This is a genomic window from Streptomyces sp. RP5T, from assembly GCF_003933965.1.
In the GTDB taxonomy this organism is placed as follows: domain Bacteria; phylum Actinomycetota; class Actinomycetes; order Streptomycetales; family Streptomycetaceae; genus Streptomyces.
The window spans coordinates 1-23,363 of sequence record NZ_RSAJ01000074.1 but is presented as its reverse complement, the minus strand read 5'-3'; the positions used below and the strand labels follow the sequence as shown (position 1 = coordinate 23,363).

At 71.3% G+C, this 23,363-nt stretch carries 26 protein-coding genes and 1 pseudogene; 10 read left to right on the top strand and 17 right to left on the bottom strand.

What is annotated here, in order from left to right; all coding sequences use genetic code 11:
* Positions 1–346: 346 nt before the first annotated feature.
* The gene (locus tag EHS43_RS11180; RefSeq protein ID WP_125190387.1) at positions 347–1,144 is read right to left on the bottom strand and encodes an RNA polymerase sigma factor SigF; all 798 of its coding nucleotides are present in this window, start codon (positions 1,142–1,144) and stop codon (positions 347–349) included.
* A 237-nt stretch (positions 1,145–1,381) separates the two neighbouring features.
* On the opposite strand from EHS43_RS11180, the gene EHS43_RS11175 reads away from it, so the two are divergent.
* Entirely contained in the window at positions 1,382–3,175 is a 1,794-nt protein-coding gene (locus EHS43_RS11175; protein WP_125190386.1) for a thiamine pyrophosphate-requiring protein, read from the top strand.
* On the opposite strand, the gene EHS43_RS46370 is transcribed toward EHS43_RS11175, so the two are convergent.
* Positions 3,132–3,308: a hypothetical protein gene (locus EHS43_RS46370; RefSeq protein ID WP_185806206.1), complete on the bottom strand. Its 177-nt coding sequence runs from the start codon at positions 3,306–3,308 to the stop codon at positions 3,132–3,134. The genes EHS43_RS11175 and EHS43_RS46370 overlap by 44 nt on opposite strands.
* A 122-nt stretch (positions 3,309–3,430) precedes the next feature.
* On the opposite strand from EHS43_RS46370, the gene EHS43_RS11170 reads away from it, so the two are divergent.
* From EHS43_RS11170 to EHS43_RS11155, 4 genes are read left to right on the top strand one after another with little or no spacing between them, the layout of a single operon-like run.
* Positions 3,431–3,817: a DUF2795 domain-containing protein gene (locus tag EHS43_RS11170; RefSeq protein ID WP_125190385.1), complete on the top strand. Its 387-nt coding sequence runs from the start codon at positions 3,431–3,433 to the stop codon at positions 3,815–3,817.
* On the top strand, positions 3,814–4,248 hold the full coding sequence (locus tag EHS43_RS11165; protein WP_185806205.1) for a CBS domain-containing protein: 435 nt from the start codon (positions 3,814–3,816) through the stop codon (positions 4,246–4,248). Before EHS43_RS11170 ends, EHS43_RS11165 begins: the two co-directional genes overlap by 4 nt.
* Positions 4,249–4,282: 34 nt before the next feature.
* Complete coding sequence (locus EHS43_RS11160) at positions 4,283–4,825, top strand: type 1 glutamine amidotransferase domain-containing protein (RefSeq protein WP_125190384.1); 543 nt, start codon at positions 4,283–4,285, stop codon at positions 4,823–4,825.
* Complete coding sequence (locus tag EHS43_RS11155; protein WP_185806204.1) at positions 4,825–6,924, top strand: catalase; 2,100 nt, start codon at positions 4,825–4,827, stop codon at positions 6,922–6,924. The genes EHS43_RS11160 and EHS43_RS11155 overlap by 1 nt, the downstream gene beginning before the upstream one ends.
* 104 nt (positions 6,925–7,028) lie before the next feature.
* On the opposite strand, the gene EHS43_RS11150 is transcribed toward EHS43_RS11155, so the two are convergent.
* On the bottom strand, positions 7,029–7,310 hold the full coding sequence (locus EHS43_RS11150) for a DUF6158 family protein (RefSeq protein WP_125190382.1): 282 nt from the start codon (positions 7,308–7,310) through the stop codon (positions 7,029–7,031).
* Between the two features lie 69 nt (positions 7,311–7,379).
* On the opposite strand from EHS43_RS11150, the gene EHS43_RS11145 reads away from it, so the two are divergent.
* Positions 7,380–8,483 carry a Vms1/Ankzf1 family peptidyl-tRNA hydrolase gene (locus EHS43_RS11145; RefSeq protein ID WP_125190381.1) on the top strand — a complete coding sequence of 368 codons (1,104 nt, stop codon included), beginning with the start codon at positions 7,380–7,382 and terminating at the stop codon, positions 8,481–8,483.
* A gap of 30 nt (positions 8,484–8,513) precedes the next feature.
* Here the strand turns inward: EHS43_RS11145 and EHS43_RS11140 are convergent, their stop codons facing one another.
* A complete protein-coding gene (locus EHS43_RS11140) occupies positions 8,514–10,136 on the bottom strand; it encodes an ATP-binding cassette domain-containing protein (protein ID WP_125190380.1) in 1,623 nt (540 codons plus the stop codon).
* Positions 10,137–10,306: 170 nt separating this feature from the next.
* Between EHS43_RS11140 and EHS43_RS11135 the strand changes: the two genes are divergently transcribed.
* Positions 10,307–11,152 carry a class I SAM-dependent methyltransferase gene (locus EHS43_RS11135; RefSeq protein WP_125190379.1) on the top strand — a complete coding sequence of 282 codons (846 nt, stop codon included), beginning with the start codon at positions 10,307–10,309 and terminating at the stop codon, positions 11,150–11,152.
* Between the two features lie 41 nt (positions 11,153–11,193).
* On the top strand, positions 11,194–11,364 hold the full coding sequence (locus tag EHS43_RS11130) for a hydrophobic protein (RefSeq protein ID WP_125190378.1): 171 nt from the start codon (positions 11,194–11,196) through the stop codon (positions 11,362–11,364).
* A gap of 12 nt (positions 11,365–11,376) precedes the next feature.
* Here the strand turns inward: EHS43_RS11130 and EHS43_RS11125 are convergent, their stop codons facing one another.
* The 13 genes and pseudogenes from EHS43_RS11125 to EHS43_RS11065 all read right to left on the bottom strand — a co-directional run bounded on the left by EHS43_RS11125 (position 11,377) and on the right by EHS43_RS11065 (position 21,143).
* Complete coding sequence (locus EHS43_RS11125; protein ID WP_053850365.1) at positions 11,377–11,661, bottom strand: gas vesicle protein K; 285 nt, start codon at positions 11,659–11,661, stop codon at positions 11,377–11,379.
* A complete protein-coding gene (locus EHS43_RS11120) occupies positions 11,658–11,846 on the bottom strand; it encodes a gas vesicle protein (protein ID WP_037706474.1) in 189 nt (62 codons plus the stop codon). The genes EHS43_RS11125 and EHS43_RS11120 overlap by 4 nt, the downstream gene beginning before the upstream one ends.
* Entirely contained in the window at positions 11,843–12,613 is a 771-nt protein-coding gene (locus EHS43_RS11115; protein WP_125190377.1) for a GvpL/GvpF family gas vesicle protein, read from the bottom strand. The genes EHS43_RS11120 and EHS43_RS11115 overlap by 4 nt, the downstream gene beginning before the upstream one ends.
* Positions 12,610–12,951 (bottom strand): gas vesicle protein, encoded by a 342-nt coding sequence (locus EHS43_RS11110; RefSeq protein ID WP_125190376.1) that lies wholly within the window; start codon positions 12,949–12,951, stop codon positions 12,610–12,612. The genes EHS43_RS11115 and EHS43_RS11110 overlap by 4 nt, the downstream gene beginning before the upstream one ends.
* Positions 12,948–14,093 (bottom strand): SRPBCC family protein, encoded by a 1,146-nt coding sequence (locus EHS43_RS11105; protein WP_125190375.1) that lies wholly within the window; start codon positions 14,091–14,093, stop codon positions 12,948–12,950. Before EHS43_RS11105 ends, EHS43_RS11110 begins: the two co-directional genes overlap by 4 nt.
* Positions 14,093–14,807: pseudogene (locus tag EHS43_RS11100) on the bottom strand (DNA primase). Before EHS43_RS11100 ends, EHS43_RS11105 begins: the two are co-directional and overlap by 1 nt.
* Positions 14,804–15,067 carry a gas vesicle protein GvpG gene (locus EHS43_RS11095; RefSeq protein WP_125190373.1) on the bottom strand — a complete coding sequence of 88 codons (264 nt, stop codon included), beginning with the start codon at positions 15,065–15,067 and terminating at the stop codon, positions 14,804–14,806. The pseudogene EHS43_RS11100 and the gene EHS43_RS11095 overlap by 4 nt, the downstream one beginning before the upstream one ends.
* 7 nt (positions 15,068–15,074) lie before the next feature.
* Positions 15,075–15,845 (bottom strand): GvpL/GvpF family gas vesicle protein, encoded by a 771-nt coding sequence (locus tag EHS43_RS11090; protein WP_125190372.1) that lies wholly within the window; start codon positions 15,843–15,845, stop codon positions 15,075–15,077.
* Complete coding sequence (locus EHS43_RS11085) at positions 15,842–16,270, bottom strand: gas vesicle structural protein GvpA (protein ID WP_125190371.1); 429 nt, start codon at positions 16,268–16,270, stop codon at positions 15,842–15,844. Before EHS43_RS11085 ends, EHS43_RS11090 begins: the two co-directional genes overlap by 4 nt.
* A gap of 58 nt (positions 16,271–16,328) precedes the next feature.
* Positions 16,329–16,697, bottom strand: a complete 369-nt coding sequence (locus tag EHS43_RS11080) for a gas vesicle protein (protein ID WP_125190370.1) — start codon at positions 16,695–16,697, stop codon at positions 16,329–16,331.
* A gap of 44 nt (positions 16,698–16,741) precedes the next feature.
* A complete protein-coding gene (gene ligD / locus EHS43_RS11075) occupies positions 16,742–17,674 on the bottom strand; it encodes a non-homologous end-joining DNA ligase (protein WP_125190369.1) in 933 nt (310 codons plus the stop codon).
* Positions 17,671–19,518, bottom strand: a complete 1,848-nt coding sequence (locus EHS43_RS11070) for a transketolase (RefSeq protein WP_125190368.1) — start codon at positions 19,516–19,518, stop codon at positions 17,671–17,673. The genes ligD and EHS43_RS11070 overlap by 4 nt, the downstream gene beginning before the upstream one ends.
* A complete protein-coding gene (locus tag EHS43_RS11065; RefSeq protein ID WP_125190367.1) occupies positions 19,515–21,143 on the bottom strand; it encodes an NAD(P)/FAD-dependent oxidoreductase in 1,629 nt (542 codons plus the stop codon). The genes EHS43_RS11070 and EHS43_RS11065 overlap by 4 nt, the downstream gene beginning before the upstream one ends.
* Positions 21,144–21,284: 141 nt before the next feature.
* On the opposite strand from EHS43_RS11065, the gene EHS43_RS11060 reads away from it, so the two are divergent.
* A complete protein-coding gene (locus tag EHS43_RS11060; RefSeq protein ID WP_125190366.1) occupies positions 21,285–22,244 on the top strand; it encodes an LLM class F420-dependent oxidoreductase in 960 nt (319 codons plus the stop codon).
* A 3-nt stretch (positions 22,245–22,247) separates the two neighbouring features.
* On the top strand, positions 22,248–23,363 hold a 1,116-nt coding region (locus tag EHS43_RS11055; protein WP_260470473.1), incomplete at its 3' end, for an enolase C-terminal domain-like protein.

Sequence of the window (23,363 nt, the reverse complement as noted above, 5' to 3'; positions counted from 1 at the left end):
GCCCCACCCCACCCCGCGCGCGGCCGAAGGCCATTGGCGGGACGGGGAGGACCGACCGGGTGACACGCGGGCGCTCCGCCTCGCCCACAACCGCCGGCCCACGGCAACCGCCCTCCAGCGCTGCCACCAGCAGGGCGTCACCTCGGACGCTCCGGCTGGCCCGCGCCAACCGCCCCCAGCACTGCCGCCGGCCGACGGCATGCGCCACGTCCGCCCGCAGCCGAGGGCCATCGGCGGAACGGGGAGAGCCAAATGGGTGACACCGAGAGCACCGGAGGCGGACACGCCCGGACAACCCGCGGCAACCGCCGCCGAAGCCGCACTCAGGCCGCGTCGACCAGCCGGCTCACCCCGCCCCGTCCCCCATGATCTGCTCGCGCAGGCGTCCGCAGCAGCGGTTGATCAGGCGGGACACGTGCATCTGGGAGATGCCGAGCTGTTCGGCTATCCGGGTCTGGGTCATGTCGCCGAAGAAGCGCATGTAGAGGATGGCGCGCTCCCGCTCGGGCAGGGCGGCCAGCCGGGGCCTGACGGACTCACGGTCGACGACGGTGTCCAGGGCGGGATCGGCGGAGCCGAGGGCGTCGGCGAGCGAGTAGCCGTCCTCGCTGCCGGGCAGCTCGGCGTCCAGGGAGAGGGCGCTGAAGCTCTCCAGGGCCTCCAGGCCCACCAGGACGTCCTCCTCTTTCAGGTGGGCGTGCTCGGCGATCTCGGCGACGGTGGGCCTGCGTCCCGGGATGGTCTGGGCGAGGTCCTGAGAGGCGAGGCGGACCCGGTTGCGCAGCTCCTGGACCCGGCGCGGCACGTGCAGGGTCCACATGTGGTCGCGGAAGTGCCGCTTGATCTCGCCGGTGACGGTGGGCACGGCGTAGCTCTCGAAGGCGTTGCCGCGTGCGGGGTCGTACCGGTCGACGGCCTTGACCAGGCCGAGGGCGGCGACCTGGCGCAGGTCGTCGTAGCTCTCGCCGCGGTTGCGGAAACGGCCGGCGAGCCGGTCCGCCATGGGCAGCCAGGCCTCGACGATCCGCCCGCGCAGGGTGTCGCGCTCGGGCCCCGGGGGCAGCGCCGCGAGCCTGCGGAAGGCCTCGGCCGTGTCGGGGGCGTCGTCGTGCGGGTGGTGCTTCGCGCTCACTCGGGTGGGCATGGGCGTCGCAACTCCCTGGATCGTGCTCCGGTGGACGATCGGCGGGGGGCGCGTCCGAGTGCGGACAGGCGCGGCCACGGCGGGCGATCGCCGCTCCCATGGACGTGCCTCCGGTCCGAAGCACTGTGAGTGCGCCTGCCCCCGGCCCCGAGGGCCAAACACCGGGCAGGTTTTCCCGGGGCCCGCCGGGTGACTCGTAGGGCTGCTGCCTGTGCCATCCATACGGGAGGTCAGCCCATGAGCACCAAGGTGTCCGATCACATCCTCGAAAGGCTGCGCGAGTGGGGTGTGGACCATGTCTTCGGCTATCCGGGCGACGGCATCAACGGCCTGCTCGCGGCCTGGGGACGGGCCGGCAACCAGCCACGGTTCGTGCAGTCGCGGCACGAGGAGATGTCCGCGTTCGAGGCGGTCGGCTATGCCAAGTTCAGCGGCCGCATCGGGGTGTGCGCGGCGACCTCGGGACCCGGCGCGATCCACCTGCTCAACGGGCTGTACGACGCCAAGCTCGACCATGTGCCGGTGCTGGCGATCGTCGGCCAGACGCACCGCACGGCGATGGGCGGCTCGTACCAGCAGGAGGTGGACCTGCACACCCTGTTCAAGGACGTCGCCTCGGAGTTCGTGGAGACGGTGACGGTGCCCGAACAGCTGCCGAACGTCCTGGACCGGGCGATCCGCACCGCGTACGCCCGCCGCTGCCCCACGGCGATCATCATCCCGGGTGACGTGCAGGAGCTCGACTACTCGGCGCCCACGCACGAGTTCAAGATGGTGCCCTCCAGCCTGGACCGCAGCGCCTGGACGGCGGTGCCCTCCGCGGAGTCGCTGGAGCGGGCCGCGGAGATCCTCAACTCCGCCGCCAGGCCGGCGATCCTGATCGGCCAGGGCGCGGCCGGAGCGCGGGCCGAGGTGGAGCGGATCGCCGAACTGCTGGGCGCGGGCGTCGCCAAGGCGCTGCTCGGCAAGGACGCGCTGAGCGACGAACTGCCGTACGTCACCGGCTCGATCGGTTTGCTGGGCACGCGGCCGTCGTACGAACTGATGCGGGACTGCGACACCCTGCTCACCATCGGCTCGTCGTTCCCCTACACCCAGTTCCTGCCGGAGTTCGGCAAGGCGCGGGGCGTGCAGATCGACATCGACCCGCACATGGTCGGGATGCGCTACCCGTACGAGGTGAATCTCGTCGGTGACGCGAAGGCGACGCTCCAGCGGCTGATCCCGATGCTGGACGTGGAGCGCGACGGTCGCGATTGGTACGACAGCGTGTGCGCCAACGTCACGCGCTGGCGCGAGGTGATGGAGCGGCGGGCGCGGCAGTCCGCCGACCCGATCAACCCGGAGTACGTGGCCCACGCCCTCGACCCGCTGCTGCCGGACAACGCGATCGTCACCTCGGACTCCGGGTCCACCGCCAACTGGTACGCCCGGCACCTGACCATGCGGCCCGGCATGCGCTCGTCGCTGTCCGGCACGCTGGCGACGATGGGTCCGGGGGTGCCGTACGCCATCGGCGCGAAGTTCGCGCATCCGGACCGGCCGGCGATCGCGCTGGTCGGGGACGGGGCGATGCAGATGAACGGCATGGCCGAGCTGATCACCGCGGCCAAGTACCGCGAGCTGTGGGAGGACCCGCGGCTGATCGTCGCGATCTGGAACAACCACGACCTCAACCAGGTCACCTGGGAGATGCGGGCCATGGAGGGCGCCCCGTCCTTCCTGCCCTCGCAGCAGCTGCCGGACGTGCAGTACGCCGCGTTCGCCCGTTCGCTGGGTCTGACCGGGATCCGGGTGGAGAAGCCGGAGGACGTCGAGGCGGCCTGGCAGGCCGGCCTTCAGGCGGACGGGCCGGCGGTCCTGGAATTCCTCACCGACCCCGCCGTACCGCCGATCCCGCCGCACGCGACCTGGGAGCAGATGGAGGCCACGGCCGCCGCGATCCTTAAGGGCGACGCGGACCGCGGCTCCATGGTGAAGCAGGGCTTCAAGGCGAAGGTGCAGGAGTTCCTGCCGGGGCGGGAGAAGTAGCCGTCGCAAGGGCGGCCGGTTCCAGCCGGTCGTCCTTCGGCTCCGGGAGCATGAGTTCCTCGTAGCGGCCGAGCGCGAGCAGCGCGGCGAGCATGAGGACCGGTATGAGCGCGGCGAGGAGCACCATCGCCATGTCCTTCCCAAGGGAGGTGCGCGGGGGGTCGCAGACGAGTCTCCCGAGTTCCGTGCGGCAAACCCTGTGTCGGCCTCCGGTGCACGGGTACGCGGTGCGGACCCGAAGATCTGGAGGGAGACATGCAGCGAGGCAGCGACCGGCTGAGCCGTCACCGCGACGACGAGATGAAGCACGAACTCCAGGGTCTGCTCCGCTCCGGGCACCCCACCCGCAGCGAGGAGTGGCACGACCCGGAGCCGACCGCCGACGACGATCCGCAGGTCTGGGGCGGGCCCGTGGCGCCGGGCAGCGACGGGGCGTCGCTGGAGAACGTCCGGCTGGAGCTGGCCCGGCTCCTGGGGCGCGGCCCGTTCCCCGCCACTCCGGTGGAGCTGGTGCGGGTGCTGCGCCGCAAGAACGCGCCCGACGCCCTGACCGAGGCGGTGGAGGCACTGCCGCGCAAGGAGAGCTACGCCACTGTGCAGGAGCTCGCGCGGGCGCTGACCCGGACGGCGGGCACCCCGTGAGGGCGGAGCTCGTCCGGGACGTGATGACACCCGGTGTGGTGGCCGTCCGCCCGGACGCCTCGCTGGTCGAGGCGGCGCGGCTGATGCGGACGCAGGACATCGGCGATGTCGTCGTGGCCGACGGCCAGCACGTGGTGGGGATGCTCACCGACCGGGACATCACGGTCCGGGCCGTCGCCGACGGCGCCGACCCGCTGACAGTGAGCGTCCAGTCGGTGTGCACGCCCGATCCGCTGACGGTCGCCCCCGGCGACCCGGTGACACAGGCGGCCGCGCTGATGCGGGCGCACGCCGTGCGGCGGCTGCCGGTCGTCGAGGACGGCCTGCCGGTCGGCATGGTGAGCCTCGGGGACATCGCCGAGGCACGCGACCCGGGCTCGGCGCTCGCCGACATCAGCCGCGCGGAGCCGGACGACAGGGACTCCCTGTGAGGAAAAAGCTTTCCAGGAAAGGACGTTGAGTCACATGCGCATCGCGTTTCTGACCGCACCCGAGGGCGTCGAGCAGATCGAGCTCACCGATCCGTGGCAGGCGGCGGTGGACGCGGGGCACGAACCCGTGCTCGTCTCGACGGAGCCGGGCAGGATCCAGGCGTTCAACCATCTCGACAAGGCGGACACCTTCCCCGTGCAGGAGGTCGTGGGCGAGACGTCCGCGGACTCCTTCGGCGCCCTGGTGCTGCCCGGCGGGGTGGCGAACCCGGACTTCCTGCGGATGGACGAGAAGGCCGTGTCGTTCGTGCGGGACTTCTTCACGCAGGGGCGCCCGGTGGCCGCGATCTGCCACGCGCCGTGGACGCTCATCGAGGCGGACGTCGTACGGGGCCGGGTCCTCACCTCCTGGCCCAGTCTTGAGACGGACATCCGCAACGCGGGCGGCACCTGGGTGGACGAGCAGGTCAAGGTCTGCGACCACGGGAACAACAAGCTGGTCACCAGCCGGAAGCCGGACGACCTCAAGGCGTTCTGCGAGACCTTCCTCGACGTCTTCGCCCAGGAGGCCGTCTGATGGACCCCGCCGACCGCAAGCAGCGCCAGCGCGAGAGCTTCCACGCCGACGACCCGGCCGCCGGGCCGCTCACCACCGACCAGGGCGTCGAGGTCGACCACACCGACGACTCGCTCGCCGCCGGTGAGCGCGGTCCGACGCTGATGGAGGACTTCCACTTCCGGGAGAAGCTCACCCACTTCGACCACGAGCGGATCCCGGAGCGGGTGGTGCACGCGCGGGGCGCGGGAGCCTACGGGTACTTCGAACCGTACGAGTCCTGCGCCGAGTTCACCCGTGCCGCCTTCCTCCAGGACCCGGCGGTACGCACCCCGGTGTTCGTGCGGTTCTCGACCGTGCAGGGCCCGAAGGGGTCGGCCGACACCGTCCGGGACGTGCGCGGGTTCGCCACCAAGTTCTACACCTCGGAGGGCAATTACGACCTGGTCGGGAACAACTTCCCGGTCTTCTTCATCCAGGACGGCATCAAGTTCCCCGACTTCGTGCACGCGGTGAAACCGGAGCCGCACAACGACATCCCCACCGGCGCCTCCGCCCACGACACCCTGTGGGACTTCGTCTCGCTCCAGCCGGAGACCCTGCACGCCATCATGTGGCTGATGTCGGACCGGGCCATCCCGCGCAGCTACCGCATGATGCAGGGCTTCGGCGTGCACACCTTCCGGTTCGTGAACGCCGAGGGGCGCGGCACCTTCGTGAAGTTCCACTGGACGCCGAAGCCGGGCGTGCACTCGCTGGTGTGGGACGAGGCCCAGGAGTGCCAGGGCCGTGACCCGGACTTCAACCGGCGCGACCTGTGGGACGCCATCGAGGCGGGCGAGTACCCCGAGTGGGAGCTCGGCGTGCAACTGGTGCCGGAGGAGGACGAGTTCGCGTTCGACTTCGATCTGCTCGACGCCACGAAGCTGATCCCGGAGGAGCAGGTGCCCATCCGGCCGATCGGCCGGATGGTGCTCGACCGCAACCCGGAGAATTTCTTCGCGGAGACCGAGCAGGTCGCCTTCCACACGGCGAATGTCGTGCCCGGCATCGACTTCACCAACGACCCGCTGCTCCAGGCCCGCAACTTCTCCTATCTGGACACCCAGCTGACCCGGCTCGGCGGCCCCAACTTCGCGCAGCTGCCGGTGAACCGGCCGGTGGCGCCGGTCAGGACCAACCAGCGCGACGGCGCCCACCAGAGCGCCATCCACCGGGGCACGAACTACTTCCCGAACTCGCTCGGGGGTGGCTGCCCGGCCCACGCCGGGGTCGACGGCAAGGCGTTCACGCACTACGCGGAACGCGTGGACGGGCACAAGATCCGCCGGCGCAGCCCGAGTTTCCAGGACCACTACAGCCAGCCCGCGATGTTCTGGAACAGCATGGCCGACTGGGAGAAGGAGCACATCGTCGAGGCGTTCCGCTTCGAGCTGGGCAAGGTGGGCGCCCGGACCGTGCGGGCCCGTACGGTCGAGCACCTCGCGAAGGTGGACGGTGAGCTGGCGACCCGGGTGGCCCGCGGCATCGGGGTTGCGGAACCGGCCGGGGGCGAGACGGCGTACAAGCTCTCCTCCCCGGCTCTGAGCCTTCAGGCGCTGCGCGGCGACGGCTCGATCCGCACCCGGCAGATCGCGGTCCTCGTGACCGACGGGATCGACGCCGAGCAGGTGACCTCGGTGCGGGAGCGGCTGGCCGCCGAGGGGGCGATCGTGGAGGCGCTGGCGCCGGTGGACGGGGAGCTGCGGGGCGCCGACGGCGAGCTGTACACGGTCGACCGCGCGCTGCCGACCGTCGCCTCCGTGCTGTACGACGCCGTCCTGCTGCCCGGTGGTCCCGTGGGCACCCCGCCGGCGGTCGCCGACCCGGACATGACACGGTTCGTACGGGACGCCTACCGGCACGGCAAGCCGATCGGCGCGCTCGGCTCGGGCGTCGGGATCCTGTCTGCGCTGGAGCCGGAGGGCCTGGTCCTGTCCACGGAGTTCCACCGCGTGGAGTCCGACCGGGGCGTGGTGACGGAGACGTCCCCGGGCCCGGCGGGCGAGGAGTTCCTGGACGCGTTCGTGGCCGCGATCGCCGCGCACCGGCACTGGGACCGGCCGCCGATGCGCCACTGAGCCCCTCGGGCATCTCACCGCGTCTCACCGGTGGCCTGCTGATCGAGCGATCGCGCGATCGGCAGGTCACCGTCGGCTGTGGACGCGACGGTGGTGCGGCCGGTTCAGTCCAGCGCCGGGGTGGCCGACTCCCCTGGCCTTCGCTCCCGCGCGCCCTCACGGGTGCGGCCCGCGGCCACCGTCCGGCGCGGGTTTCGGCGCAGGTACTCGCCCTCGAGCCGGGCCATGCGTTCGTTGTGGGCACTGAGCGCGTCGTTCGAGCCGTGGAGCAGCGTCTCGTGCCGGGTGCGGTGGATCGTCTCCAGCTCCTTCATGAGCTGGCGGTCGTCCAGGAGGCTGGGGTCGACTCCGGTCATGGTGGTGTCCCGCTCGTCGTGTTCGTTCATGTACTTCGGGTACCCGCCCGGCGAGCACTACCGCACTGCCCCCGAGCGGCATCCGGGAGGGAACCAACCATGGATCTCGCTTTCCTTCGTCCACTCTACGAACATTCGGGCCCCTGGGCCTCCGCGTACGTCGACACCTCGCGGCACACGGAGGACACCCCCCACGAACGGCATCTCGCGGCGGTCGCGGTCTCCCGCGAGCTGTCCGTGCAGGGCGCCGACGAGAAGACCTGCGTGGCCGTACGAGAGGCCCTGGAGGAACTGCAGCACTCGTCCGAACCGCACGGCCGGGCCGTCTTCGCACGGGCCGGCGAGGTCGTCCTCGATCCGTCCCTGACCAGGCCCCCGCAGGGCACCCTGGTGCACTGGGCCCCGCTGCCGCACACCGCGCCGCTGCTGGAGCTGGCCGGCGAGGACCCGTTGTGCGTGGTGGCCTACGTCGACCGCAAGGGTGCCGACTTCGAGCTGCGCGGGGCGTTCGGCCGCGAGGGCGCCGGGTCGGTCTCCGGCCGGCAGTGGCCGGTGCACCGGACGAGCAGCTCCGACTGGTCGGAGCGGCACTTCCAGCTGCAGGTGGAGAACACCTGGGAGCACAACGCGGCCGAGATCGCCGACGCGCTCGCCGTCTGTCAGGAGGAAACCGGCGCCGACCTGCTGATCCTGGTCGGTGAGGAGCGGGAGAAGCGGTCGGTGCACGAGCGGCTGCCGAAGCGACTGCACGACCGGGGCGTGGAGGCCGAGCACGGGGCCGGGAGCCGGCTGCTCGACGAGGACGTGGAGCGGGCCCGCGGCGCGCACGTACGGCAGCGCGCGGAGCGGGAGCTGGAACGGTTCCTCGCGGCCCGCGGGACGGGCGACGACGGCCGCCCCGGTGCCGTGGAGGGCGTTCCCGCCCTGGTCGAGGCCGCGCGGGAGCACCGTATCGACGAACTGCTGATCCGCCCGGACGGGCCCGACGCGCACCGCGAGGTGTGGGTCGGCGAGGACCCGGACCAGCTGGCGGTCCGGCGCACGGATCTGAAGATCCTCGGTGAGCAGAACTCCTGGTCGGCCCGCGCGGACGACGCGCTGATCAGGTCGGCGGTGGCGACGGGCGCTCCGGCGCTGTCGGTGACGCCGGTGGCCGACGAGGTCCCGGTCGGCGGCCTGGGCGCCCTGCTGCGCTGGGCCTGAGACGCCCGGGAAGGGCCCGGTGACCGGTGGTCACCGGGCCCTTTCCACGCGTCGTTCGTCCCACACCGGCTCCGGTGTCTCGCGCACCCGTCCGTCCGAGCCGAAGACCAGGAAACGGTCGAAGGAGCGCGCGAACCAGCGGTCGTGGGTGACCGCGAGGACCGTCCCGTCGAAGGCCTCCAGGCCCTCCTGGAGGGCCTCGGCGGACTCCAGGTCGAGGTTGTCCGTGGGCTCGTCCAGAAGCAGCGCGGTGACGCCCTGGAGCTCCAGCAGGAGGATCTGGAAGCGGGCCTGCTGGCCGCCGGAGAGCCGGTCGAAGTTCTGCTCGGCCTGTCCGGTCAGCTCGTAGCGGCGCAGCCGGGACATCGCGGGGCCGCGGTCCTGGGCGTGCTCCTTCCAGAGGATGTCGAGCAGGGTGCGGCCGAAGAGCTCGGGGTGGGCGTGGGTCTGCGCGAAGTGACCGGGCACGACGCGCGCACCGAGTTTCCACTGTCCCGTGTGCGCCACGCCGGCGTCGCCCGCCAGCAGCCGCAGGAAGTGCGACTTGCCGGAGCCGTTGGAGCCGAGGACGGCGACCCGTTCGCCGTAGAAGACCTCCAGGTCGAAGGGTTTCATCAGGCCGGTCAGTTCGAGCCCCGCGCAGGTGAGGGCCCGCACCCCGGTGCGGCCGCCCTTGAGCCGCATGGTGATGTCCTGCTCGCGCGGCGGCTCGGGCGGCGGGCCCGCCTCCTCGAACTTGCGCAGCCGGGTCTGGGCCGCCTGGTAGCGGGAGGACAGCTCGTGGCTGATGCTGGCCGCCTGCCGCAGGTTCAGCACCAGCTTCTTGAGCTGCGCGTGCTTCTCGTCCCAGCGCCGGCGCAGCTCCTCGAATCGCGCGAAGCGCTCGCGCCGCGCCTCGTGATAGGTGGCGAACCCGCCGCCGTGCACCCAGGCGTCGGCGCCGGCGGGCGAGGGCTCCACGGAGACGATCCGCTCGGCGGCCCGCGAGAGCAGTTCCCGGTCGTGGGAGACGAACAGGACGGTCTTGCGGGTCTCCCCCAGCCGCTCCTCCAGCCAGCGCTTGCCGGGCACGTCGAGGTAGTTGTCCGGCTCGTCGAGCAGCAGCACCTCGTCCGTGCCGCGCAGCAGCGCCTCCAGGACGAGCCGCTTCTGCTCACCGCCGGACAGCGTCCGCACCTGCCGGAACTGCGCCTTGTCGTAGGGCACGCCCAGGGCTGCCGTGGTGCACATGTCCCACAGCGTCTCGGACTCGTACCCGCGCACCTCGGCCCAGTCGGACAGGGCCTGCGCGTACTTCAGCTGGGCGGCCTCGTCGTCGACGGTCATGATCAGGTGCTCGGCCTCGTCGACGGCCCGCGCGGCCTCCCGGATCCGCGGCGGCGCGACCGACACGAGCAGGTCCCGTACGGTCGTCTCGTCCCGTACGGATCCCACGAACTGGCGCATCACGCCCAGGCCGCCGCTGACGGTGACCGTGCCGCCGTGCGGTTTCAGCTCGCCGGAGATCAGCCGCAGCAGGGTGGTCTTGCCCGCGCCGTTGGGCCCGACGAGGGCCACTACGGACCCTTCGCCCACCCGGAACGACACATCGCCGAGCAGCGCCCTCCCGTCGGGGAGGTAGTACTCGAGATGTGCGGCTTCCAGATGTCCCATGAGGCCGCATTGTGCAGGCGGGGGCGGGACCTGGGCAAACGCTTATCGCCCTGCCGCTTCCCCACCTGACGGCACGTCAGTCCGCATGGCGATACGGAGGTCTCACGATGCGACATGCGGGCGTACGGTTCCGGGTGTCGAGGGACCTGTCGAGAAGGGGGAGCCCGGCCATGGAGTCATCGCGGGACACATCACCGGAGAAGCCGCGGGAGACCGCCGTCTACACGCACGGCCACCACGAGTCCGTACTGCGCTCGCACACCTGGCGCACCGCCGCCAACTCGGCGGCCTACCTGCTCGGCTCGCTCAAGCCCCACATGAGGATCCTGGACATCGGCTGCGGGCCGGGCACGATCACCGCCGACCTCGCCGCCCTGGTCCCGGACGGCCATGTCACCGGCGTCGACCACGCCCCGGGCGTCCTGGACCGGGCCCGCGCCACGGCCGCCGCTCGCGGGCTGACGAACGTCGACTTCGCGGTCGCCGACGTGCACGCGCTGGACTTCCCGGACGACACCTTCTGCGTGGTCCACGCCCACCAGGTGCTCCAGCACGTCGGCGACCCGGTGCGGGCGCTGCGCGAGATGCGGCGCGTCACCAGGCCGGGGGGCTTCATCGCGGTGCGCGACGCGGACTACGCGGCCATGACCTGGTTCCCGGCGTCCGCCGGGCTGGAGGACTGGCTGGACCTGTACCGCCGGGTGGCCCGCGCCAACGGCGGTGAGCCGGACGCGGGCCGGCGGCTGAAGTCCTGGGCGCTGCGGGCGGGACTGACGGACATCACCGCGAGCTCCGGCACCTGGACCTACTCCACCGCCGAGGAACGGCAGTGGTGGAGCGGACTGTGGGCGGACCGCACCCTGGCCTCCGCCTACGCGGAGCGGGCCACCGGGGGCGGTCACGCCACCCGGGAGGAACTGCGGGCCGTCTCGGACGCCTGGCGGGAGTGGGGCCGGCAGGACGACGGCTGGTTCTGCGTGCTGCACGGAGAAATTCTGTGCCGTAAAGGCGCCTGAATTCCCCCATAACGGACACCCGGGCAGCAGGAGGTCACATCATGGTTGCCATTCTGCTGGTCCTGCTTCTGGTGCTGATTCTGTTCGGCGTCGGATTCGCGGTGAAGATTCTGTGGTGGATCGCACTGGCCGTGCTGGTCCTGTGGCTGCTCGGGTTCCTGATGCGCGGGACGACGTCGTCCGGAAGCAGGGGCCGTTGGTACAGGTGGTGACGTTCCCGGGCGTCACTCCCGGGGAAGCAGCGGGCCGAGCGGCCCGAGGTCCAGGTTCAGGTCCTCGGGCCGCAGTCCGTACCGCTCGCGCAGTTCGGTCATGCGCTCGTCGAGGAGCATCAGCGTGAGACCGATCCGCTCCTCCTGCTCCTCGCTCAGGTCGCCCTCGTCGAACCGGCGCAGCGCCTGGCGCTCCATGAGCTGCCGCAGCAGTTCCACGACGGTCAGGACGAGCTTGACCAGGTCCCGCTCGACCGTGTCGGGCTCCAGGTCCAGCCGGTTGCGTCGGGCTGTCACAGCAACTCCTCGAACGGTGAGGGAACTTGCGCGTTGACCGAACTGATCAGCGCGTTCAGGTCGATGCGGACGAGGTCGACGTCCGCAATGCGCAGGGTGATGTCCCCCGTGATGACGACCCCGCCGGCCAGCAGCCGGTCGAGCAGGTCGACGAGGGCCACCTCGCGGCGTTCGATGACGGTCACGGCTGTTGTTCCTCCCCCGCGAAGGAATAGGCCGCCCACGGCCCCGTGAGTTCCACCCGCATTCCCGGCACGTCGTCCTTGGTGCGGTCCACCAATTCCACGAATTCCTCGGAATCACCGCGCGGCACGAGATAGGCGGCATTCAGAATGTTCTGTCCCGAGGCCCCGGAAAGCGTGGGATTCTGCGGGGCGTGCAGCCGCGCGTCCTCGGCGTATCCGGAAAGCGTTCCGTGCAGCCGGGTCGCGAAGGCCTCCGCCTGCTGCCACATCTCCTCGCGCGAACGCACCCGCTGGCGCCGCTGACGCAGATAGTCCCGGCCCGAGACCGGCCTGGACGCCGTCCCGGCGGGCTCCGCACGGTCCTGGGCCGGCGTCTCGGCGTACACCTTGACGCCCCACTCGACCCGGTCCTGCAGCCGGTCGAGGGTGCGCCGGAAGCTGTCCTCGCGTTCCTCGATCATCACCCGCACCCCGCTGTCGTCACGGAACACGGTGCCGAGTCGCAGCGGCAGCGGGGTGGTGACGACGGTGAGGGCGTCGATCACGCTCTGGTGGGCGCGCACGGTCCGGGTCAGCCACTCCAGGTCCTCCAGATGCCTGCGGAGCGGTTCCTCGGCGAAGTCCCGCTCCGGCACGTGGCTGACCACGGCCACCAGGCCGTGGTGGTGCAGCAGTCTGGGCGGGTCACCGGCCACCCCGGCCAGCTGGGCCTGCAACGGGGTGCCGAAGGGGCGGCAGACGGCGTACACGTACCGCAGTCCGGTCATGAACTCTCCTCCTCCTCGGCGCGGCGGCGGGGCTCCAGCTCCTCCAGGCGCGCGAGCCGTTCACGCAACTCGCTGTTCTCCCGGGCGAGTTCGTCACGGCGGGCGCGGGAGGACAACGCGGGGTCGTCCTCCCACCAGTCGATCCCCATCTCCTTGGCCTTGTCGACCGAGGCGACGATGAGCCGCAGCTTGATGGTCAGCAGCTCGATGTCGAGCAGGTTGATGCGGATGTCACCCGCGATGACGATGCCTTTGTCCAGCACACGCTCCAGGATGTCGGCCAGGTTGGCGCCGCTCCCCTGGCCGTAGGGCTCCGGGAGCCGGCTGGGCATGCTCATCGTCGGCTCCCGCCCTCGGCGTACTCGTAGTCCTCTTCCTCTTCTTCCTCAGGCACGTCCTCCTCGGACATCTCTTCCTCGTCCTCGGGTGCCTCGTCCTGAGGAGCCCCGTCCTCGGCTTCCTCCTCGGGCTCCTCCTCCTCGTACTCCTCGTACTCGTCCTCGGGCTCGCCCTCCTCCTCGGGCTCCTCCTCGGTCTCGTCCTCGGCGTACGGGCCCTCCTGCTCCTCTTCTTCCTCTTCCTCGGTCCCTTCGGCGCCCTCGGCCTCTTCCTCCTCGGCCACCGCGTCCTCGTGGCTCTTGACGACCTCGCCGTCCTGGATCTCGCCGCGCCAGCCGTCCTCCGCCTCGCCCTTGAGCGTGATGAAGCGGGCGAAGTGCTTGAGGTCCAGCCGGGCCCGGCGGCCCTGGGCGCGCCAGATGTTGCCGGTCTTCTCGAACAGGCCCTGCGGGTAGTACTCGATCACCAGCAGGACGCGGGTGAGGTGGTCGGCGAGCCGGTGGAAGGAGACGACGCCCTTGGTGGTGCCCTTGGCCCCCTCCGACGTCCACTGGATCCGGTCGTCGGGGATCTGCTCGGTGGTGGTGGCCTTCCAGTTGCGGTTGGACCAGAAGATCTTCATCTGCCAGTCGCTGTGGGTGTCGTCGGCGCGGTTCGCGCTCTTGACGCCCTTCGCGAAGGTGGAGAAGTCCTGGTACTGCGTCCACTGGTCGTAGGCCGTGCGCAGATCGACGCCGACGTCGATGAACTCCATGATCACCGTGGGCTTCTGACCGGACCCGCGCTTGCGCTTGCCCTTGCCCCCGCCGCCGAGGTTCTTGAAGGCGCCGACCACGCTGTCCTTGGCGCGGCCCGCTCCGACCTCCAGCGCGCTGCGCAGCGGCCCCTTGCCCTCGGCGAGCTTGCGGCCGCCGTCGAGCGCGAGCTTGGCGAAACCGGGACTGTTGCCCTCGGCGATGTCGTTCAGCTTGCCGGTGGTCTCGCCCAGCTTGCGGCCGACGCCGACCAGCATGCGCTGGGCCTGCGCGGAGACGTACTCCTGCAGCTCGGCCTTGAGGCGGTCGGCGGCCTCGCTGTGGGCCACCTCGGTGAGCGGGTTCTTCTTCGCCTTGTCGGTGGCGGATCCGAGTGTCTCGGTCATCACTCACCGCCTCCCTTCGGCAGTCGGGACCGGGTGCTCCGGCCGGCCCCCCCTGGCCGCGGCCGTCTTCTTCGCGGCCGTCTTCTTCGCCGTGGTCTTCTTGGCCGCGGTCTTCTTGCCTGCCGTGCGGCCCTGGCTCTGCGCCGTCTTCTTGGCGGGCGGCTTGCGGCCGGGCTGCTTCTTGGCGGCCGTCTTCTTGGCCGGGGCCTTCTTCGCGGTCTTCCGCGCCGGGGCCTCGTCCTGCTCGTCCTCGGCCTCGTCGTCCCCGTCGTCCTCGTGCTCGTCCGAGGGCTCCTCGTCGGCCTCGGCCTCCGTGCCCCCAGTCTCCTCCTCCGCGGGCTCCTCGTCCTCTTCGGACTCCTCGTCGTCGTCCGTGAGGCCCGGCACCTCGGGCGCCACGCCCGAGAGCTCATCGCGAACCTGGGCGGTACGGCCGTGCAGCCGGTCGGCGATCGCGTTGATCTGCCGCTCCACCATGGCCCCGCTCGCCGCCTTGCCGACGCCGCGCAGGTCCTCGCGGAGCGTGTCGCCTATCTCCTTGAACTGCGGGTTCTTCAGCAGTTGCTGGGAGACCAGATCGGCTATCGCCTTCGGACTCAGGTGCATCCGCTTGCCGGCCACGAGCGTGCCGACGGCGAACGCCATTTTCAGTTTTTTCGTACGCCCGAGGAGATATCCGGCCCCTACGGCGAGGCCCAGTCCTGTTCGGTTCATCGTGTCGTCCCGTCGCCAGTCCCCGCGCCGCCGCGCAGGCCGATCTCCAGTCGTTCGAGGAGCTCGTCCTCCTGTCGGTCGAATTCCTCCTCGTCGATCTCGCCCGCCTCGAGTCGCTCCTCGAGCCGGGAGAGCTCGGCCCGGACCGTCGCCGGGTCGTAGTAGAGGCGCTCCGCCTCGTGCAGTACCTGCTTGATCACCCAGCCGCTGCCGCGCACCGGGGCGAACGGCAGCAGCAGCACCTCTCCGATGAGGCCCACGACCGCATCACTCCTCCGCGTGGTGGATGCCGACCGTGGTGCCCGCGGGTTCGGCCGGGCCCGGTTCGACGAAGCTGTACGGCGGCAGGGGGCCGTTGACCCGCAGGTCGAGGTGCGGATGGGCCTTGCGCAGCTCGTCCACCGCCTCCAGGAAGGACGCGGCCGAGTCGCGCTCCACGAGGAACGACACGTTGGCCAGCCAGCCCGAGGACTCGGGGCCCACGCTGATCGCGTCGGCCACGGGTTCCAGGGCGCGCTGCACCTCGCCGGCGTCCTCGGCCTCGCGGGCCTTGACCGCGGCCACGACCATCTCGCCGAGCCGGAGACGGTCGTCGTAACTGCCGCCGCCCGCACGCCGGTTGGCCTCCGTCATGGCGCGGACCTCCGGGTTGTCGGACATCACCCGGTGCAGTACGGCCTCTTCGTCGTGCGTGGCCTTGACGTTGTACTCGACCTTGCCGTCCAGGGTCTGCAGGCGCTCCTTGTAGTGCTCGGAGCGTTCCGCGAGCACCGAGGTGACGGTGTCGTCGTCGGGGGCCACACTGCCGAACCGCATGGGCAGGATGCAGCCGTCCGAGCCCGCCTCGCTCAGCACGTTCTGGTGGGCGAGCAGGTCGCGGCGCTTGGGCCGCAGCCCTTCGGGGCTGTCACTGACGATCGCCGCCAGGTCGCCCTCGGTCAGCACCCGCACCGGAAGCGGGGGGTCGCCCACTCCCACCAGCTCCTCGGGCAGGGTGGGGTGAGAAGCGGCGGTGATGCCGTAGACGTACGTGCTCACTCCTGCTCCTCCTTCCTGCGCGAGGCCGTGGACTTGCGGGCACGGGGCCTCGACTCGCTCTGACTGTCGCCCTCACGCGCCTGCTTGAAGGCGTCGGAGATGGTCTCCGCGGCGCCGGAGAGCGCGCCCTTGGACTTGCCGCGGGCGCCGGACTCGGTCATCTCGCCGACCAGGTCGGGCAGACCGGGGTCCTTGCGCGGGCCGGCCTCCAGGTCCAGCCGGTTGCACGCCTCGGCGAAGCGCAGATACGTGTCGACGCTGGCCACCACGACCCGTACGTCGATCTTCAGGATTTCAATGCCGACCAGGGAGACCCGTACGAACGCGTCGATGACGAGACCCCTGTCGAGGACCAGTTCCAGAACGTCGTAGAGGCCGCTGGAGCCGCCTCCGCCACCGCCCTGTTGTGCCGGGACAACGGTCATGTCGACCGCGCCTCCTTTTCTGTGTGCTGGTGAACGGATGTCTGTGCTGCGGGGCGACCTAGCGGCCGCCCTGCCGATGTGCGTCCGCGCGCCCGCGCTCGTAACGGCGAACGCGCCGGTAGCCGGTGAGCTGCCCGTCCTGGTCCAGCTCGACCTGGTAGCTCGCCATCAGGCTCATCGTGTCGGGCACGCGGGACAGCTCGAGCACCTCGACCTCGAGGGACCAGCCGTCCTCCGTCTGTTCGAACGACGACACGTTCTCGGCGTCCATGCCGGTCAGCTCGGCGAGCTGGGTGCGCGCGTTGCGCAGCACCTCCATGGGATTGGGCCGCCGGTTCTCCGTCACGTTCTCTGCCGTGTCCTCTTCTGTCCCTTTGCGGGAGTTCCGTGAATTCTGTGATTCCGATGAGTTTTTTGTGTTCGACATGGCACCTCTCACCTCGGGTGGCCGCTCGTTCCTTCGCCAAACCTTCAAGAGGGCATCAACGCGTTCAACCTGCGCCTCGCGGGACCCAGGGAGCGCCCCTTGGCCATGACCCCGGCCCAGGGTTTGGCGCGGGCCTGTTCGACCGCGTCGGCGATGGTCCAGCGGCGGGCGTCCAGGCCGGGATCGTCGAGCTGGTCCCAGGTCATCGGGGTGGCCACGGGCGCCCCGGGTTTCGCCCGCACCGTGAAGGGGGCGACGGCCGTCTGCGCGTAGGCGTTGCGCTGTATGTCGAGGTAGAGGCGGTCGCCGCGGTCCTTCTTGCGAGCGGCGGTGGTGAGCCGGTCGGGACGGTCCGCGACCAGGGTGTCGGCGACGTCCCTGGCGAACCGGCGGACCTCGTCGAAGTCGTGCCGGGCGTCGAGGGGCACCACCACGTGCAGTCCGCGCGAGCCGGTGGTCATCAGCGCCGAGCGCAGTCCCAGCTCGTCGAGCAGTTCCCCGAGCAGGCGGGCCGCCTCGCGCACGAGGGCGAAGTCGTCGTCGCCCGACGGGTCGAGGTCGAAGACCATCCGGTCGGGCCGCTCGACGTTCCCGACCCGGGACATCCAGCGGTGCAGGGTGAGGCAGGCCTGGTCGGCGAGGTACAGGAGGGTGGCGGTGTCGTCGCAGACGGGGTGGCAGACGGTGCCGCCCTCCTTCGGCACCTCGATGCGGCCGCTCCGCTCCGGGTAGGAGTCCGGGGTGTTCTTCTGCATGAACCGGGGCCCGGTGACACCGTCCGGATGCCGTTCCAGCATCAGAGGACGGCCCCGCAGGTGCGGCAGCATGAAGGGCGCGACGGAACGGTAGTACGCGACGAGATCGGCCTTGGTGTACTCCTTGGCCCCGTCGCCGCCGGGGAAGAGCACCTTGTCCGGGCGGTGCACCTCGACGGTGTGCCTCCCCGCGCGTACGGTCCGTACGTCGTTGCCGGTCACGGCACGATCGCCTGCTCCACCAGCAGTCGTCCGGCGGCCGCGATCGACTCGGCGTCGATGCCCGCCGCGTGCAGCGACTCCTCGGGCGAGGCCGAGCCCGGCATCGTACGGACGGCGAGGCGCACCAGGCGCGGGACGGGGCGGCCGTCGGTGAAGGCGTCCAGGACGGCGTCGCCGAGGCCGCCCTCCTCGCGGTGGTCCTCCACGGTCACCAGGCAGCCGGTGTCCTCGGCGGCCTGCCGCAGGGTGTCCCGGTCGACGGGCTTGACCGAGTACAGGTCGAGGACCCTGATCCGGATGCCCTCCTCGGCCAGCGCCTCGGCGGCCTTGAGGGCCTCGTGCACGGTGACGCCCGCGGCGACCACCGTCAGCCGGTCCTGGTCCGAGGAGCGCAGCACCTTGCTGCCACCGACCGGGAACTCCTCGTCGGGGCCGTAGATCACCGGGCTCTCGCCGCGGCCCGTGCGCAGGTAGCGGATGCCCTCCAGGCCGGCCATCTCGGCGACCAGGCGGGCCGTCTGGTTGGCGTCGCACGGGTACAGCACGGTCGAGCCGTGGATCGCCCGCATCATCGCCAGGTCCTCCAGGCCCATCTGGCTGGGCCCGTCCTGCCCGATGGCGACGCCCGCGTGCGAGCCGACGAGGTTGAGCCCGGCCCCGCTGACGGAGGCCATGCGCACGAAGTCGTAGGCACGGGTGAGGAAGGCGGCGAAGGTCCCGGCGTACGGCACCCAGCCGCGCGCGGCGAGTCCCACGGCGGCCGCGACCATCTGCTGCTCGGCGATGTAGCACTCGACGTAGCGGTCGGCGTGCTCCTTGGCGAAGTACTCGGTGCGGGTCGAGTCGCCGACCTCGCCGTCCAGGGCGACGACGTCCGAGCGCCCGGTGCCGAGGGCGGCGAGGGCCTGTCCGTAGGCGTCCCGGGTGGCCACGTCCTCACCGGTGTCCCACCTGGGCAGTTCGAGGTGCCCGGACCGGACGGCGTGCAGGATGCGGGCGGCCGGCGGCTCCTGCACCTGGACGCGCAGGTCGCGTACGCCGCCGAGTTCCTCGATGGCGTCGTCGGCGTTCTTGAGCGGCTTGCCGTGCAGTCCCTCGCGGTCCTCGACGTCGGCGACGCCCTTGCCCTTGAGGGTGCGGGCGAGGATCGCGGTGGGCTGGCCCTTGGTGGATGCGGCCTCGCCGTACGCGCGGTCGATGGCGTCCACGTCGTGCCCGTCGACCTCGACGGTGTGCCAGCCGAAGGCCTGGAAGCGGCGGGCGTAGGCGTCGAGGTCGTGGCCGTGCCGGGTGGGTCCGCGCTGGCCGAGCCGGTTGACGTCCACGATCGCGGTGAGGTTGTCGAGCTGCTCGTGGCCGGCGTGCTCGGCGGCCTCCCAGATCGAGCCCTCGGCGAGCTCGCTGTCGCCGCACAGCACCCACACGCGGTAGTCGGTGCGCTCCAGCCGCTTCCCGGACAGCGCGATGCCGACGCCCACGGGCAGTCCCTGGCCGAGGGATCCGGTCGCCGTCTCGACCCACGGCAGCCTGCGCGGGGTGGGGTGTCCTTCGAGTCGGCTGTCGAGCTTGCGGAAGGTCAGCAGTTCCTCGTCGTCGACGACACCGGCCGCCTTGTACGCGGAGTACAGCAGGGGTGAGGCGTGGCCCTTGGACAGCACGAAGCGGTCGTTGCCGGGGTGCTCGGGGCGGTCGAAGTCGTAGCGGAAGTGGTTCGCGAGGAGTACGGCCATCAGGTCGGCGGCGGACATCGAGGACGTCGGGTGCCCGGAGCCCGCGGCGGCCGAGGCGCGCACACTGTCCACGCGCAACTGCTGGGCGAGTTCGACGAGTTCACCGGTGTTCATGAGTCTCCTTCCGCGGACTCAGGGTCCGCGTGCTGGACGGGGCCGGGGGTTTGTCCCGGCTCACCGCCGGATCGGTTCTCGGCTGGTTGCGGGCTCGGTCGGTTCCTGGCGGGCTCGGGCGCGTCCCGTTCGGCCCTCTCGCGTTGCCGCGCCTCCGCGATCACCGCCTCGCCCGCGCTGTCCGCTTCGGCCGGGTCCCGCGCGTCGGGGCGTTCGGCCAGGGGGGTCCCGTGTTCCGTGGCCCCCGCTCCCGGCCTGGTCTCCGGCTCGGTCGCGGCGCCGGGTCCGGAGCGGGCGTCGGCCCTGTGGCGTTCCTGCGGGCGGTCCGGGACCCGTGCCAGTTCCGGCGAGGCGGTGTCCAGGGGGACCGACCAGGACCGTACGAGGCCCAACTGGACGGCCTGGCGCGGGAGTACGGCGTCCAGCAGCCAGTCGGCGGCGACCCGGACGCGGTTGCCCGGCATCGCCGCGAGGTGGTAGCCGCGGGTGACGGCCCCGGCCGCGAGGCCGGACAGCGGGACGCCCAGCGGGTTGGCCGCGGCCTTCACACCGCCGAGGTCCACGACGAAGCCCAGGTCCCGGTGCTCGTAGGGGCGGCGCACCCCCGCACCGAGCGAGGCGGCGACGTTGAGGGCCGCCGTACGGCCCTGCCGCCAGGCGTGCTGCGCCGTCATCGGCGTGTACTGGCCCGGGTTCTCCAGATCGGGCACCGCGGCCGCGTCTCCGCACGCGAACACCTCGGGCCTGCCCGGCACCTGGAGGTTCGGGTCGACGAGCAGCCGGCCGCGCTCCATGGGCAGTCCGAGCGACTCGGCGAGCGGATCGGGCCGGACGCCCACGCACCACACCAGCGACCGGGTCGCGACGAACTCGCCGTCGGTCAGCAGTACTCCCTCGGGCGTCGCCTCCTTCACGGAGGTGCCCATCCGTACCTCCACGCCCCGTTCGCGGAGCGTGCGGTCGGCGGTGCGGGACAGATGCGGGTCGAGTTCGGGCAGGACCCGCTCCGCGACGTCCAGGAGGATCCAGCGCGGCCGCATGCCCTTGCGCAGGGGGTGCCTGCGCACCTGGGCGTCGGTGAACAGTTGCCCCTGCGCGGCGACCTCGGTGCCCGTGTAGCCCGCGCCGACGACGACGAAGGTGCACCGGGCGGCGCAGGTCTCCGGATCGTCGGCGGCCGCGGCGAGCTCCACCTGCCGGGTCACGTGGTCGCGCAGGTACAGCGCCTCGGGCAGGCCGCGGAAGCCGTGCGCGTGCTCGGCGACCCCGGGGATGGGCAGCAGCTTGTTGACGCTGCCGGCGGCCAGTACCAGCCGGTCGTAGCCGAGCGTGCCGCGGCCGCCCTCGGGGTCGGTGTACTGGACGGTGCGCCCGTCCAGGTCGATGCCGTCGGCCTCGCCGAGGACCAGGCGCACGTGCGGCAGGGTGTCGGAGAGGGAGACCGTCACCCGCCGGGGTTCCAGGATGCCGGCGGCGACCTGGGGCAGCAGGGGCAGGTACAGGAAGTAGTCGGTCGGGTTCAGCAGGGTGATGTCGGCCTTGCCGCGGGCTTTTCGGGACAGTTCCTTGGCCGTCCGGTACCCGGCGAAGCCGGCACCGACGATCACGATGCGGGGTCGACTCACGGTTCGCCTCCGGGGCTGTTCGCGTACCTCGGGAGCCTTCCGCGTAACCCTGGCCGGGACGCCCAAACGCCGGTTTCCGCACGGGCCGCCGGGTACTCGGGCGGGGCCCCTCTCATCACGGAACCGCCGGAGGTACCCCCCATGCCCGAATACGGCTACTTCCTGTCGTGCGAGGAGTTCGCTCCCGCGGACCTCGTCGAACAGGCGCGGATGGCCGAACAGGCGGGCTTCAGCTCGCTGTGGATCTCCGACCACTACCACCCGTGGAACGACGCGCAGGGCCAGAGCCCCTTCGTGTGGTCGGTGATCGGCGCGCTCTCGGAGGCCGTGTCGCTGCCCGTCGAGACGGCCGTGACCTGCCCGACCGTGCGGATCCATCCGGCGGTGGTGGCGCAGGCCGCGGCGACCTCGGCCGTGATGACGAACGGCCGCTTCCGCCTCGGGGTCGGCTCCGGCGAGGCCCTCAACGAGCACGTGCTCGGCCATGTCTGGCCGCCCGCGCACATCCGCCTGGAAATGCTGGAGGAGTCGATCCAGGTGATGCGTCGCCTCTTCACGGGCGAGGAGGTCAACCACCACGGCACGCACTACACGGTGGAGAACGCGCGCCTGTACACGATCCCGGACGAGCCGGTCCCCATCGACATCTCCGGTTTCGGCCCGGCGGCCACGGCGCTGGCGTCCCGCGTCGGCGACGGCTTCATCACGATGACGCCCGACGAGTCGATGGTGGAGCAGTTCCGCAAGGGCGGCGGGGCCGGCAAGCCCGTCATCGGGGGCACGAAGGTCTGCTACGGCGTCGACCGCGACGAGTGCGTCCGTACGGTCCGCAAGCTGTGGTTCAACCAGTTCCTGCCCGGCGAGATGGCCCAGATCCTGCCCTCGCCGCGCCACTTCGAGCAGCTGGGACCGCTGGTCACCGACGAGATGGTGAGCGAGAAGGCGGTGTGCGGGGACGACGTCGACCAGCACGTCTCCGCGCTGAGCGCCTTCGCCGACGCGGGTTTCGACCGGGTCTACGTCAACCAGATCGGCCCCGACCAGCGCGGCTTCTTCGACTTCTACCGCACGAAGGTGCTTCCTCAGCTCCAGCAGGGGTGAACGATGCGACTCCACCGCCCGGTCGTCTCGGTGTACACGGTGCCGACCGACGCCCCCGAGGCCGACGGCACCCTCGCCTGGGACACCACCACCATGGTGATCGCCGAGGTGACGACCGGCGAGGAGACCGGCACGGGCTGGACCTACGGCCCGGCCGCGGTCGGTGACTTCCTCGCCGAGCAGCTCGGCCCGCTGGTCGAGGGCCGCAGCCCGCTGGACATCCCGGCGCTGCACGACGCGATGTGCCGTTCGGTCCGCAACGCGGGCCGTCCGGGCATCGCGGCGTGCGCGATCTCGGCCCTCGACATCGCCCTGTGGGACCTGAAGGCCCGCCTCCTGGAACTCCCGCTGGCGCGTCTGCTCGGCGTGGCCCGCGAGCGCGTTCCCGTGTACGGCAGCGGCGGCTTCACCACGTACCACGACACGCACCTGGCCGCGCAGCTCAACGGCTGGGTGCACGGCCAGGGCATCCCCCGCGTCAAGCTGAAGATCGGCGAGAGCTGGGGGCGGGCGGTACCCCGCGACCTGTCCCGGGTCCGCACGGCCCGCGACGTCATCGGCCCGGACGCGGAGTTGTACGTCGACGCGAACGGGGCGTACACCCGCAAGCAGGCGGTCCGGGTGGGCCACGCGCTGGTGGAGCACGGTGTGGGCTGGTTCGAGGAACCGGTGTCCTCGGACGACCTGACGGGGCTGCGTCTGGTCCGTGACGCGCTCGTCTGCGATGTCACGGCCGGTGAGTACGGATACGACCTGCCGTACTTCGCCCGCATGGTCGCGGCCGGCGCCGTGGACTGTCTCCAGGTGGACGCGACCCGCTGCGGGGGTGTCACGGAGTTCCTCCGCGTGGCGGCGCTGGCCCAGGCGCACGGTCTGGAGATCTCCACGCACTGCGCCCCGCACGCGCACGCCGCGGCGGCCGCCGCGGTCCCCAACATCCGCCACATGGAGTGGTTCCACGACCACGTCCGCATCGAGGACATGTTCTTCGACGGGGCGCTGGACCGCTACCTCGCCCGCACCAACATCGAGGCTCAGCAGGAAGAGGGCGAGCACGGCGGTCCCGGGAACCTGTGGGCGCCCGTGGACGGGCCGCACGGACGGGACTTCGGGGCGCAC

Excerpts from the sequence above, each read along its gene's own strand:
- EHS43_RS11175 (WP_125190386.1), top strand. The coding sequence starts at position 1,382 with ATGAGCACCAAGGTGTCCGATCACATCCTCGAAAGGCTGCGCGAGTGG.
- EHS43_RS11160 (WP_125190384.1), top strand. The coding sequence starts at position 4,283 with ATGCGCATCGCGTTTCTGACCGCACCCGAGGGCGTCGAGCAGATCGAG.
- EHS43_RS11170 (WP_125190385.1), top strand. The coding sequence starts at position 3,431 with ATGCAGCGAGGCAGCGACCGGCTGAGCCGTCACCGCGACGACGAGATG.
- EHS43_RS11105 (WP_125190375.1), bottom strand. The coding sequence starts at position 14,093 with ATGACCGAGACACTCGGATCCGCCACCGACAAGGCGAAGAAGAACCCG.
- EHS43_RS11085 (WP_125190371.1), bottom strand. The coding sequence starts at position 16,270 with ATGACCGTTGTCCCGGCACAACAGGGCGGTGGCGGAGGCGGCTCCAGC.
- EHS43_RS11150 (WP_125190382.1), bottom strand. The coding sequence starts at position 7,310 with ATGAACGAACACGACGAGCGGGACACCACCATGACCGGAGTCGACCCC.
- EHS43_RS11060 (WP_125190366.1), top strand. The coding sequence starts at position 21,285 with ATGCCCGAATACGGCTACTTCCTGTCGTGCGAGGAGTTCGCTCCCGCG.
- EHS43_RS11140 (WP_125190380.1), bottom strand. The coding sequence starts at position 10,136 with ATGGGACATCTGGAAGCCGCACATCTCGAGTACTACCTCCCCGACGGG.
- EHS43_RS11070 (WP_125190368.1), bottom strand. The coding sequence starts at position 19,518 with ATGAACACCGGTGAACTCGTCGAACTCGCCCAGCAGTTGCGCGTGGAC.
- EHS43_RS11110 (WP_125190376.1), bottom strand. The coding sequence starts at position 12,951 with ATGAGCATGCCCAGCCGGCTCCCGGAGCCCTACGGCCAGGGGAGCGGC.
- EHS43_RS11155 (WP_185806204.1), top strand. The coding sequence starts at position 4,825 with ATGGACCCCGCCGACCGCAAGCAGCGCCAGCGCGAGAGCTTCCACGCC.
- EHS43_RS11135 (WP_125190379.1), top strand. The coding sequence starts at position 10,307 with ATGGAGTCATCGCGGGACACATCACCGGAGAAGCCGCGGGAGACCGCC.
- EHS43_RS11130 (WP_125190378.1), top strand. The coding sequence starts at position 11,194 with ATGGTTGCCATTCTGCTGGTCCTGCTTCTGGTGCTGATTCTGTTCGGC.
- EHS43_RS11080 (WP_125190370.1), bottom strand. The coding sequence starts at position 16,697 with ATGTCGAACACAAAAAACTCATCGGAATCACAGAATTCACGGAACTCC.
- EHS43_RS11180 (WP_125190387.1), bottom strand. The coding sequence starts at position 1,144 with ATGCCCACCCGAGTGAGCGCGAAGCACCACCCGCACGACGACGCCCCC.
- EHS43_RS46370 (WP_185806206.1), bottom strand. The coding sequence starts at position 3,308 with ATGGCGATGGTGCTCCTCGCCGCGCTCATACCGGTCCTCATGCTCGCC.
- EHS43_RS11115 (WP_125190377.1), bottom strand. The coding sequence starts at position 12,613 with ATGACCGGACTGCGGTACGTGTACGCCGTCTGCCGCCCCTTCGGCACC.
- EHS43_RS11145 (WP_125190381.1), top strand. The coding sequence starts at position 7,380 with ATGGATCTCGCTTTCCTTCGTCCACTCTACGAACATTCGGGCCCCTGG.